General features: G+C 71.5%; 13 protein-coding genes. 7 read left to right on the forward strand and 6 right to left on the reverse strand.

What is annotated here, in order from left to right; translation table 11 throughout:
* Positions 1–8: 8 nt before the first annotated feature.
* Positions 9–1,235: an MFS transporter gene (locus tag ACFUN8_RS26495; protein WP_383642468.1), complete on the forward strand. Its 1,227-nt coding sequence runs from the start codon at positions 9–11 to the stop codon at positions 1,233–1,235.
* Here the strand turns inward: ACFUN8_RS26495 and ACFUN8_RS26500 are convergent.
* Entirely contained in the window at positions 1,202–1,828 is a 627-nt protein-coding gene (locus ACFUN8_RS26500; protein ID WP_383642432.1) for an NADPH-dependent F420 reductase, read from the reverse strand. The genes ACFUN8_RS26495 and ACFUN8_RS26500 overlap by 34 nt on opposite strands.
* Before the next feature lie 282 nt (positions 1,829–2,110).
* Here ACFUN8_RS26500 and ACFUN8_RS26505 point away from each other — a divergent pair, with 282 nt between their 5' ends.
* A complete protein-coding gene (locus ACFUN8_RS26505; RefSeq protein ID WP_383642435.1) occupies positions 2,111–2,539 on the forward strand; it encodes a DUF2267 domain-containing protein in 429 nt (142 codons plus the stop codon).
* An 87-nt stretch (positions 2,540–2,626) separates the two neighbouring features.
* Complete coding sequence (locus tag ACFUN8_RS26510) at positions 2,627–3,751, forward strand: acetate/propionate family kinase (RefSeq protein WP_383642438.1); 1,125 nt, start codon at positions 2,627–2,629, stop codon at positions 3,749–3,751.
* Positions 3,752–3,802: 51 nt separating this feature from the next.
* Here the strand turns inward: ACFUN8_RS26510 and aztA are convergent, their stop codons facing one another.
* Positions 3,803–4,528, reverse strand: a complete 726-nt coding sequence (aztA, locus tag ACFUN8_RS26515) for a zinc ABC transporter ATP-binding protein AztA (RefSeq protein WP_383642441.1) — start codon at positions 4,526–4,528, stop codon at positions 3,803–3,805.
* 75 nt (positions 4,529–4,603) lie between these two features.
* Between aztA and aztB the strand changes: the two genes are divergently transcribed.
* From aztB to aztD, 4 genes are read left to right on the forward strand one after another with little or no spacing between them, the layout of a single operon-like run.
* On the forward strand, positions 4,604–5,482 hold the full coding sequence (gene aztB / locus ACFUN8_RS26520) for a zinc ABC transporter permease AztB (protein ID WP_383642444.1): 879 nt from the start codon (positions 4,604–4,606) through the stop codon (positions 5,480–5,482).
* On the forward strand, positions 5,479–6,741 hold the full coding sequence (locus tag ACFUN8_RS26525) for a hypothetical protein (protein WP_383642447.1): 1,263 nt from the start codon (positions 5,479–5,481) through the stop codon (positions 6,739–6,741). Before aztB ends, ACFUN8_RS26525 begins: the two co-directional genes overlap by 4 nt.
* A complete protein-coding gene (gene aztC, locus ACFUN8_RS26530) occupies positions 6,738–7,715 on the forward strand; it encodes a zinc ABC transporter substrate-binding protein AztC (RefSeq protein WP_383642450.1) in 978 nt (325 codons plus the stop codon). Before ACFUN8_RS26525 ends, aztC begins: the two co-directional genes overlap by 4 nt.
* 32 nt (positions 7,716–7,747) lie before the next feature.
* Complete coding sequence (gene aztD / locus ACFUN8_RS26535) at positions 7,748–8,944, forward strand: zinc metallochaperone AztD (protein ID WP_383642452.1); 1,197 nt, start codon at positions 7,748–7,750, stop codon at positions 8,942–8,944.
* 137 nt (positions 8,945–9,081) lie between these two features.
* Here aztD and ACFUN8_RS26540 read toward each other — a convergent pair whose 3' ends face one another.
* From ACFUN8_RS26540 to ACFUN8_RS26555, 4 genes are all read right to left on the reverse strand, one after another.
* Positions 9,082–9,579, reverse strand: coding sequence for a hypothetical protein (locus ACFUN8_RS26540; RefSeq protein WP_383642455.1), 498 nt, complete (start codon positions 9,577–9,579; stop codon positions 9,082–9,084).
* Positions 9,563–10,054, reverse strand: a complete 492-nt coding sequence (locus ACFUN8_RS26545; RefSeq protein WP_383642458.1) for an RNA polymerase sigma factor — start codon at positions 10,052–10,054, stop codon at positions 9,563–9,565. The genes ACFUN8_RS26540 and ACFUN8_RS26545 overlap by 17 nt, the downstream gene beginning before the upstream one ends.
* Before the next feature lie 191 nt (positions 10,055–10,245).
* On the reverse strand, positions 10,246–10,872 hold the full coding sequence (locus ACFUN8_RS26550; protein ID WP_383642461.1) for a class F sortase: 627 nt from the start codon (positions 10,870–10,872) through the stop codon (positions 10,246–10,248).
* Positions 10,869–11,249, reverse strand: coding sequence for a sortase-dependent protein (locus ACFUN8_RS26555; RefSeq protein ID WP_383642463.1), 381 nt, complete (start codon positions 11,247–11,249; stop codon positions 10,869–10,871). Before ACFUN8_RS26555 ends, ACFUN8_RS26550 begins: the two co-directional genes overlap by 4 nt.
* Positions 11,250–11,491: the final 242 nt, after the last annotated feature.

Here is an 11,491-nt window from a genome sequence, read left to right on the forward strand (position 1 = left end):
CTGTCGAGCTGAACCGTCGTACAGTCCTGATCCTCGCCGTGACCTGCGGCATGGCCGTGGGCAACATCTACTTCCCGCAGGCGGTCGGCCCGCTGATCGCCGCCGGCCTCGGCACCTCCCCCGAGTCCGCCGCGCTCGTGGTGACCGCCACCCAGGTCGGCTACACGGCCGGCATCTTCCTGCTGGTGCCGCTCGGCGACCGGCTCCCGCACCGTCCGTTCCTGGTCACGCTGCTCGCGCTCACCGGCGTCGGCCTGCTCGTCGCGGGCTGCGCGCCCGCGCTGCCGCCGCTGGTCGCCGCCGGCGCGCTGATCGGCGTCACCTCGGTGGCCGCCCAGATCATCGCGCCACTGGCGGCGGGGCTGGTGGCCCCCGACCGTCGCGGGGCGGTGATGGGCACGTTGCTGAGCGGTTCGATCGGCGGCATGCTGCTGGCCCGCACCTTCAGCGGGTCGCTCGGCGAGTGGCTGGGGTGGCGTGCTCCGTATCTGGTGGCCGCCGTCCTGATCCTGCTGCTCGCCCTGGTCCTGGCCCACACGCTGCCGACCACGACACCGTCCTCGCGGGAGCCGTATCCGGCGCTCCTCGCCGCGTCGGTACGGCTGCTGCGTACGGAACCCGAGCTGCGGCGCTCCTGCCTCTACCAGGCGACCGTCTTCGCCGGCTTCTCCGCCGTCTGGACCTGCGTGGCGCTTCTCCTCAGCGGCCCGGCCTACGGCATGGGCGCGCAGGCGGTCGGTGCGCTCGCCCTGATCGGCGCGGTGACGATGGTCTGCACCCCGTGGGCCGGCCGGCTGGTGGACCGCCGGGGGCCGGACCCGGTGAACCTCGTCTGTCTGCTCGGGGTCCTGGTGTCGGCCGCGCTTCTCGTCCCCGGCGGCCGGGGCGGTACGGCGGGGGTGGCCGCCCTGGTCGTCGGGACGCTGGTGCTCGACGTCGCGATGCAGTCGAGCATGGTGGCCAACCAGGCCCGTGTCCTGGCCTTGCGGCCGGATTCCCGCAGCAGGCTCAACACGGCGTACATGACGTGTTCCTACCTCGGCGGCAGCGCCGGCTCCTGGCTCGGGGTGCAGATCTACAGCCGGGTCGGGTGGTGGGGTGTGTGCGCGCTCGTGGCGCTGCTCGCGGCGGTCGCGCTCGTACGCCACCTGCGGGCGCTGTACGACCGCGAGGATCCGCGCCGGCGCTCCGGCGCGGCGTCTCAGGAGGGATGCAGCACCGCGTCCAGTTCGTGAGCGGGCAGTTCCACGACGTAGGCGGCGGAGCCGGGCTGGTGCTTGCGTCCTCCCCCGCCGAGGTGGCCGGCGTTCACCGGGTCGAAGCCGATGTCGCGGATCAGACCGGCCACCACGGCCACCGCTTCCTCGTCGTCGCCGGAGATCGGGATGGCCAGGCGTGCCGGGTCGCCCTTGGGGCGGCCTCGGTCGCGCAGGGTCTGCCAGTTGATCGCGTTGAACGCCTTGACCAGGTTCGAGTCCGTCAGGGCCCGTACCTTCTCGCTGGAGGTGGTGGAGCCGTCGTCCAGGTCGGGCTCGTGGCCGTCGCGTCCCGGGTAGTAGTTGCAGGTGTCGACGACGACTTTGTCGCGCAGTTCGGCGGTGGGCAGTTCGCCGACCCGCCCGTACGGAATCGACACGACGACCACCTGGCCGAACCGGGCGGCCTCCGCCGCGTCGACCGCCCGAACGGGACCGTCGATCCCCTCGACCAGCTCCGTGAGCGTCTCGGGGCCGCGCGAGTTGGCGAGAGCGACCTCGTGGCCGATTCCGGCGAAGTGCCGGGCGAGCGTCGAGCCGATGTGGCCCGCTCCGATGATTCCGATACGCATGGTGCCTCTCCTGCCTGCGCGGTCGTGGGTGGTGGTGGGGGCGTCGGCCCGCCGGTACGGATCGCCTCCATGGGTAGCCGAATGACGGCGCCCCAAACTTGCCGGAACGCCGCCCCGGACTCACCCTGAGGCTGCGGGCCACGGTCGATGCGCGGCGTCGCCCACGGAGTCCGCCCGTGGGTGGCTGCCGTGCGGGGCCTGGCCGACACCCCCGTTGCGCGGCCCGTCGGCCGTTCCGGGGAACAGGCGCCGGGACCTGTGGCGTCCGGAGAGGAGCACGCCATGCACCATGACGAGATGGTCGGCAAGATTCAGGCGCTCGCCCAGCTGCCGGACCGTGGATCCACCGAGCGGGCGACCCAGGCCGTGCTCCGGACGCTGGGCGAACGGCTGCCGGCCGGGCTCGCCGACCATGTGGCCGCGCAACTGCCGCCGGAGCTGGCCGTCTGTCTGCGGCTGCCGGCGGAGTTCGCAGCGGCGGAGGGGCGGGACACGGGCTCCGGCGAACGGTTCGACCTGGTCGCCTTCACGGGCCGGGTCGCGGACCGCGCGGGCACCACGGAGGACGCCGCGCTCCGCGAGTCGGCCGCCGTCCTCGAAGTGCTGGACGCCGCTCTCGCCCCCGAGCTGATGAACAAGATCGCCGCCGCGCTGCCCGTCGACATCGGCGCACTGCTGCCCGCGGGCCGTGCCGGCGGCGAGCCGGGCTGACGCGCGGCCCGGAGGCAAAAGCGGAAGCCGAGAGTCAGAACCGGGGGCGGGGAGCCGAGAGCCGAGAGCCGAGAGGAAGGGCATGTCGTGGCCGATCGTGAGCGTGAACCCGTGCTGGTGGCGGACGCCGGGTCGTCCAGCGTGCACCTGACCGTCTTCGCGAACGACGGCACGGCGCTCGCCTCGTACGACGACACTTCGGCGCCCGGCGACAACATGTCGGGGCAGCTCCGGGAACTGCTCAGATACGCGCCGGCGCCTACGGCGGTCGGGCACCGGATCGTGCACGGCGGTCCGGAACTGCGGCGGCACACCCTGGTCGACGACGACGTCCGGGACGCCCTTCAGCGCACGGCCGACCTGGCCCCCTCCCATGTCCCACCGGCCCTCCGGGTCCTCGACGCGGCCCGTGAGCTGCTGCCCAACGTGCCGCACGTCGCCTGCTTCGACACCGTCTTCCACACCGGCCTGCCCCCCGCCGCCCGGGAATTCGCCGTGCCCGAGACCTGGCGCGGTGAGTTCGGCGTACGGCGCTACGGCTTCCACGGCCTGTCCTACGCCTGGGCACTGGCCCGTACGGCCGAACTGCTCCGGCGCCGGCCGAAGCGGCTGCGGATCGTCATCGCCCATCTCGGCGGCGGCTGCTCGGCGTGCGCCGTACGCGACGGCACGAGCGTCGACACCACCATGGGTTTCACCCCACTGGACGGCCTGGTGATGAGCCGTCGCAGCGGCGCCGTCGACCCGGGCGCGCTGACCTGGCTGCAGACCCGGCACGGCCTGTCCGCGCAGGACATCGACGACGCCCTCAACCACCGGTCGGGCCTGCTGGCCCTGTCCGGGACCTCCGGCGACACCCGCGACCTGGTACGCGACCGCGCGGCCGGCGACGAGCGGGCCGCCCTGGCGCTGGACGTCTTCACCCACCACTGCCGTCGCGGCATCGCGGCGATGGCCGCGTCCCTGGACCGTGTCGACGCGCTCGTGTTCACCGGTGAGATCGGCGAGGACCAGCCGGAGGTACGCGAGGAGATCTGCGCCGGGCTCGGGATCCTCGGCGTCACCGGGGGCCTGCGGGTGCCGGGGGCGGACGACGACGCCCCCGCCCAGCTGGTCAGCGCCCCGGAGGCGGCGGTCCCGGTGATCGTGGTGCCGACGGGGGAGGCACGCCAGATCGACAAGGAGACACGCAGGCTGCTGCGCGGCCGCTGAACCGCCGAACCGCCGGACGCTCAACACAACCCGTAACCCTTCAGGGCCGGTTCAGGCACGTCGGGGCAGTCGCCAGACCTCCTCGACGACCCGGTCGGTCAGCGTCTCGCCGGGATTCCCCTCTCCCCGCAAGCGCCCCTCCTGGAGCAGCAGGACATGCCCCGCCGCCCGAGCCGCCGTCAGATCGTGCGTCGCCAGGACGACGGTGCCCCCTTCCGCCGTGACCTCGGTCAGGACGTCGGCGATCAGGCTCTGCGCCGCCGTGTCGAGTCCGGTGGTGGGTTCGTCGAGCAGCAGCAGATCGGCCTCCTGGGCCAACCCCTGCGCCACAAGCGCTCGTTGACGCTGGCCGCCGGACAGCTCCCCCAACTGCCGATCGGCGAGAGAGGTGATGCCGAGCCGCTCCATGCTCAGCCCCACGACGTCCCGGTCGCGCCGTGACAGTCGCCTCCACAGCCCAAGGCGCTCCCATCTCCCCATGGCCACGGTGTCCCGCACGGTCATCGGCAAGGTGTCGGCGGCCCGGCTGCGCTGCACCACGAATGCCGCGCGCCGGTCGGTCCGGTGCTCCACCGTTCCCGCTGTCACCGGGATCACACCGGCCATCACCGCGAGCAGCGTGGACTTGCCCGAACCGTTCGGACCGACAACAGCCGTCGTGGTGAACGCCGGTACGCGCGCGGTGAGTTGACTCAGCACCGAACGGCTCGCATAGCCGGCGGACACCTCGTGGAGTGTTACCTCTCCCCCCGCCTGCCGTCCTGCCCGTCGTCCCATTTGTCGCCGCATGCCCGGAGCACTCCCACTACCTAGATTGAAACGATAATCGTTTTCATTGTAGTGTCCCGCTCCATGGACTGGCTGGTGGGTCCCTTCGAGGTGACCTTTGTGCAACGCGCCCTGTGGGGCGGCATCCTCGTGTCTCTGATCTGTGCCCTGGCGGGCACCTGGGTCGTGCTCCGAGGCATGGCGTTCCTCGGCGACGCCATGTCGCACGGCATGCTCCCCGGCATCGCGCTGGCCTCCCTGCTGGGAGGCAATCTGCTCGTCGGCGCGGCCGTGAGCGCGGCCGTCATGGCCGCCGGCGTCAGCCTCGTCGGCCGGTCGCCGCGGCTGTCCCAGGACACCAGCATCGGGCTGCTGTTCGTGGGAATGCTGTCGCTGGGCGTGATCATCGTGTCCGGTTCGGAGTCGTTCGCCGTCGATCTGACGGGCTTTCTCTTCGGCGATGTGCTCGCGGTCCGTCCGGCCGATCTCGCTTACCTCACAGCCGCGTTGAGCGTGGCGCTGGTGATCTCCGTACTCGGCCACCGGCCGTTCGTGGCGCTCGCCTTCGACGAACGCAAGGCGCACACCCTGGGGTTGAGGCCGCGCGCCGCGCACGCGGCGCTGCTCGCCCTGCTCACCCTCGCGATCGTCGCGTCGTTCCACATCGTGGGAACGCTGTTGGTCTTCGGTCTGCTGATCGCCCCGCCCGCTGCGGTGCTGCCGTGGGCCCGTCGGATCCCGGCGGTCATGGCCGGAGCCGCCTGTCTCGGGATGAGCGCGACGTTCATCGGCCTGTTGCTGTCGTGGCATCTCGGCACCGCCGCCGGGGCGACGATCGCCGCGACGGCGGTCCTCCAGTTCCTGCTCTCCACCCTGATCGCCGGCCTCCACCACCGGTGGACGCGGTCCACCACCACACCCACGGCCGACCGCCCGCACATGGAATACGGACATCCGTCATGACACCCAGAGCGATCCTCCACAACCGCACCACCACCGCCCCTACCGCCCTGTCCTGCGCCGTACTCGTCGGCGCGGGGCTGCTGCTCACCGGCCTCGTGGGCTGCCAGAACGACAGCGGTGGGCAGCCGGGGCCCGCCTCGAAACCGCGCACCTCGTCAGCGCCTCACGGGTACGTCGAGGGGGCCGAGGAGACCTCCGAGCAGCAGTCCCGACTCGTACTGGCCGACGCGGGCAGCGGCGCGGTCGGCGTTCTCGACCTGATCAGCGAGGACATCACGCCGTTGAGGCGAATCGACGGCATCCGGGGGCTGCGTGCCGACGGCCGGTTCGCCTATCTGCGCGCCGACGACGCGACGTACGCCGTCGACTCCGGCACCTGGACGGTGGACCACGGCGATCACGTGCACTACTACCGGGCCGGTATCCGCCATGTCGGCCCGATCGGCGGACCCGACGCCGCTCATATACACAGCGACCAGACCGTCACCGCGGTGTCGTCCGCACAGGGCGACACCGAACTGTTCGACCGGAAGAAGCTGGAGAACGGCGCCGTCCCGCGCGGCCGGGCGCTGGGCGGGGCGGGCGACCGAGCGGCCGCCGGGGCGGTCGTGCCCTACGAGGAACACCTGTTGGTCGCGTCGACGGGGGCCGAGCGGGAGACCGTGGAAGTCCGCTCTCGGGACGGGGCGGTTGTGGCCCCGATCGACGAACCGTGCGCTCAGGCGCGGGGCGAGGCCGTCACCCGACGGGGCGTGGTGTTCGGCTGCGCCGACGGCGCTCTGCTGGTGAGCGAGGACAAGGGCACGTTCAGCGCCTTGAAAATCCCCTACGGCAGGGCCGTGAGGGCCGACGCCCGGGCCGTCGACTTCCGTCACCGGGCGGGCAGTACGACTCTCGTCGCCACGTCGGGCGACGAGGCGGTCTGGGTCCTGGACGTCACCGACCGGGCGTGGACGCGGCTGGAGACCGGTCCGGTCGTCGCCGCCAACACGGCCGGAGAGGGTGCGCCGTTGCTCGTCCTCGGCGAGGACGGCGCTCTGACCTCGTACGACATCGCCACCAAGAAGCGCGTCGCGCGCACGGAACTCCTTCCGAAGGGCGCCGCTTCCGCCGTCATCGAGATCGACAGCTCGCGCGCGTACGTCAATGACGCCGGCGCGGAGAAGATCTACGAGATCGACTACAACGACGGTCTACGGCTCGCCCGGACCTTCCCGCTCGACTTCGCCCCGACGCACATGGTGGAGACGGGACGATGACGACTCGGTCCCTCCCCTTGTCCTCTCCCCTGCCTTCTCCCCTGTCTTCTTCTCTGCCTCTCCTCCGGCTCCTCGTCCTTTCCCTGCTCTGCGCGTTGACGCTGGGTGTCGCCGGCTGTACGGCGAGCGGTACGGACCGCCCCACCGTCGTCGTCACCACGAACATCCTCGGTGACATCACCCGCAACATCGTCGGCGAAGAGGCCGACGTGACGGTGCTGATGCGGCCCGGCGCCGATCCGCATTCCTTCGGTGTCTCCGCTCCCCAGGCGGCCTCCCTGGAAAGGGCCGATCTCGTCGTCCACAACGGGCTCGGGCTTGAGGAGAACGTCCTGCGGCATGTCGAAGCCGCCAAGGAGGCCGGTGTCGCCACGCTCGCCGTCGGGGAATCCCTCGACCCGATCGCCTATACGTCGGGCGAGAGCGCGGACGAACCGGATCCGCATTTCTGGACCGACCCCGAGCGGGTCCGACAGGCCGTCGGCCTCATCGCGCGGCAGATCGTCAAGCACGTGCACGGTGTCGACAGGAATGCCGTCGAGAAGAACGCGTCGGCGTACGGGGCGAAAGTCGCCGAACTCAGTTCCTGGATGCGGACGACGTTCGACGAAATACCCGAGCGGAGCCGCCAGTTGGTGACCAACCACCATGTCTTCGGATATCTGGCGCGGCGTTTCGGATTCCGGATCGTGGGCGCCGTCATCCCCAGCGGCACCACCCTCGCGTCGCCGAGTGCCTCAGATCTCAAGTCCTTGGCCACGGCCGTCGAGACGGCGGGGGTGAGAGCCGTCTTCGCCGACTCGTCCCAGCCGGACCGGCTGGCCCAGGTACTGAAGCAGGAGAGCCGAATCGACGTCGATGTCGTGCCGTTGTTCTCCGAATCCCTCACCGAGAAAGGAAAAGGCGCGGCCACCTATCTGGAAATGATGCGCGCCAACACCAGGTCCATATCGACGGGCCTGGGCACCGAATGACCCGCAATGACCTACGAGAGGAAAACCACGTAATGAAACATCGAGTACGCCCCCGGGCGACAATCGCCCTCACCGCCCTGCTCACGGCCTGCGTCACGCTCACCGCGTGTGGCGGCGGCGACACGTCCGAGACCGCGGCGGAGAAGTCGTCGGACAGCTCGGACCCGTCGGCGGCGCCGGTCAAGGACCCGATCGTCGCGACGTACGACGGCGGCCTGTACGTACTGGACGGCGCGACGCTGAAAGTCGCCGGGAACATACCCCTGAAGGGGTTCAACCGGGTCAACCCGGCGGGCGACGACCGTCATGTGATGGTCTCGACCGCGACGGGCTTCCAGGTCATGGACGCGGTCGGCCGACGGCTCACGGACGTCGAGTTCAAGGGCCCCAAGCCGGGGCATGTGGTGCGTCACGCGGGCAGGACCGTCCTCTTCTCGGACAGCACCGGCGAGGTCACCGTCTTCGACCCCGAGGAGCTGGGCGGCGCGCGGCCGAAGACCACGACGTACGACTCCGCCGTCCCGCACCACGGGGTCGCCATCCAGCTGGCGAACGGCGAGTTGGTGACCACCCTCGGCACGGAGGAGAAGCGGGTCGGCATCACTGTGCTCGACAAGGACCGCGAGGAGATCACCCGGAGCGAGGAGTGCCCCGGCGTCCACGGCGAGGCCACGGCGGAGGACGAGGCGGTCGTCATCGGCTGCGAGGACGGCGTCCTCATCTACCAGGACGGCGCGATCAAGAAGGTCAAGAGCCCCACGCCGTACGGCCGGATCGGCAACCAGGCCGGGTCGGACGAGTCGCCGGTCGTCCTCGGCGACTACAAGAAGGACAAGGACGCCGAGCTGGAGCGCCCGGAGCAGGTGTCGCTGATCGACACGGAATCGGGCAGGATGCGGCTCGTCGACCTCGGCACGAGCTACACCTTCCGTTCGCTGGCCCGCGGCCCGCACGGTGAGGCGCTCGTCCTCGGCACCGACGGCAGGATCCATGTCATCGACCCGGCGACGGGCAAGGTCATCAAGCGGATCGCCGCGCTCGGTTCCTGGCAGGAGCCGCTGGACTGGCAGCAGCCGCGACCGGCGCTGTTCGTGCGCGACCACACCGCGTACGTGTCCGACCCGTCGAGCAGGAAGCTCCTGGCGATCGACATCGAGTCCGGCGAACAGCTGGCCTCGACCGAACTGCCCAAGTCCCCGAACGAGTTGAGCGGTGTGAAGCGGCACTGATCCGGCCTCGGCCGGTTCGGCCGGCGGCCGGGACGATCGAACCGGCCGAACCGACCGCGCGGGCCGCCCCGCAAGAACCCGGCGCGTCGACCTCCCTGGCCGTCAAGCTTCGCGGCTGACCGGCCGGGGAGCGCGGCCTACGGCCGGTACTTCTCGGGGGCCACGTCCGTCGGGGCGGCCCCGCTCTGGACCGCGGACGGTCCGACGGAGACCCCGCCGGGTTGCGGCATGGGCGCGCCGCTGGGGACGGCGGTTCCGGGTTCGTGGTCGCTCGATGTGGACGGCTCCCCCGGCTCGGTACTCTCGCTCGGGCCGGGGGTGACGAGGCCGGGCGACGGCGGTGCGGTGGGCTCCGGCGAGTGACTGCTCGCGGGCGGTGGGGCGAGCGGCACCGTCGGAGCCGCGGGGCCGTCGGACGTCGTCGCGAGGTGGAACGGCAACAGGACGAGAGCGGCGGCGGCGCACGAGAGGCCGACCCCGGCCGCGGCTCGGAGGAGCCGCCGGCGGGAGGCGCTGCGGCGGATCGTCTCGTACCGGCGCGGGGGCGGACCGAGGCAGTCGGACGGCGGCCGCAGGATGACGGCCAAGGGGTCGTCGGGGTCGAACTCGGGCCCGTCGTCAGCGCGTGTGGTCAAGGCTTCTCCTCAGATGGGCGCGGAGCAGTTCGCGGGCCGCGTGGAGGTCGGCCTTGACGGTTCCTTCCTTGCGTCCGGTCAGTACGGACACCTCCCGGATCGGCATGTCGGCGTAGTAGTGCAGCAGGATCGGGACGCGCAGCCGTTCCGGCAGCGACTGTACGAGCAGCCGTACGGACGGGTCCGTCTGCTCGATGTGCGGGCTGACGGCGACCTCCGAGGTGATACGGCGCATGGCCTTGCGTTCGCGCTCCAGTTTGCGCCAGTGGTCGCGCACGAGGTTGGCCGCGGTGACGTAGAGGAAGCCGCGCGGCTCCTGCACGGTTGTCCACCGGGACCAGAGCCGGGTGAACGCCTCCGAGGCGATCTCGTGGGCCGTCTCGTCGTCGTCGACCAGACGGCGGCACCAGCCGGCGAGGCGCGGGTAGAGGGCGGCGAACAGGTCGGACGCTGCCTTGTCGCGGGACCGTTTCAACGCTCTCCATGGTCGTGGCCGCAGTGGGGGGGTCGTGGGGCTCTTAAGGAAGGAGCCCGGACCGGGGGCGTACGTTCCCTCGGCCCGGGATCCACATCGCATCCGCGTCCGCGTCCCTGTCCGTGTCCGTGTCCGTGTCCGGATCCGGATCCGGATCCGGATCCGGATCCGGATCCGGGACGGTGGGTCGGTCAGCGGCCGCTCGCGGTCGCCATCGAGGCGAAGACGATGACGTTGTCGACGTAACCGTCACCGGTACGCCGGCCGCCGCAGGTGATGAGCCGCAGCTCCGGACGGTCCACATCCCCGTAGACGTCGTCCGCGGGGAAGTCCGCCTTCGCGATCTTCTGTACGGCGCTGACGGCGAACTCCGCCGCCGTGCCGTTCTCCAGGCGCGCCGTGATCCGGTCGCCCCGGCGCAGCCGCGCCAGGTGCCGGAAGACCCCGTCGCCGTGCGTACCGACCGTCACATGGCCGACGATCACCGACGGGCCCACCTGACCCGGCGTCGGCGAGTGCCGGTACCAGCCCGCGCGATCGTCCGCCGTGATCGGGGGCACCTGCATGGTGCCGTCCGGCGCCAGCCCCAGCCGTATGACGGGCGTGTCGACCTCGATGGCGGGGATCAGGAGTCCGACCGGGACGGAACGCCCGAGGGCCTTCCCGTCCCCCGTCGCTCTGTCGACGGGGGACGCGGGCGGCGGCGTACCGCCGTCGCGATCCTCGTTCCCGGCCCGGTCGGCGTCGGGGCCGCCACAGCCCACGAGCAGTGAGGCCAGCGCGCCGGCGGTGAAGGCGCGCCTGGAGAGCGGGGTCACGCGCCGGTCACGCGCCGACGGCGTACGACGAAGACCGTCGCACCGCCGGCGACCAGGGCCGCGGCGCCCGTGCCGATCAGCGCGCCGTCGGCCGACCCCGACTGTGTGGACGTGGACGCCACTCCGGTGTCGGGCGCCCCCTCCGGTACGACGGCGACCTGGCCGGGAGTCTTGGCCGGGGCGGGCGCGTCGCTCGGAGCCTGGGCGGCGGTCGGCTCCGACGAGGCGTCGGAGGGAGCGGCGGAGGGCGTGGGGGCGACGGACGCGCTGGTGCTGGGGGCTTTGCTCGGGGCCGCGTCGTCGGCGAACGCGGGCAGCGCGCTCGCCAGCACGGCGGTGCTCGCGAGTGCCATGGCACTGAGGACAGTTCGGCGCATGAATCGCTCTCTTTCGTCGTCCGCCTGCCCGGGAACTCGACGGGCGGGGCTTGCAGATCGGAGGGAGAGACGAGGCAGCGGCGGAACGGGTTGTAAAGGAATGGCAAAGCCGCGAGAGGGGCCCAACGGGCCGTACGCGGGACGGGTGAGTGGTACGCGGGACAGGTAGGCGTTACGCGTCCGTCGGGCGCTGGGCGCCCGGCGCCCCCCGGACGGCGCCCGACGACCAGCCACCCGCGCAC

The sequence above is a fragment of the Streptomyces sp. NPDC057307 genome (assembly GCF_042667665.1).
Lineage (GTDB): Bacteria > Actinomycetota > Actinomycetes > Streptomycetales > Streptomycetaceae > Streptomyces.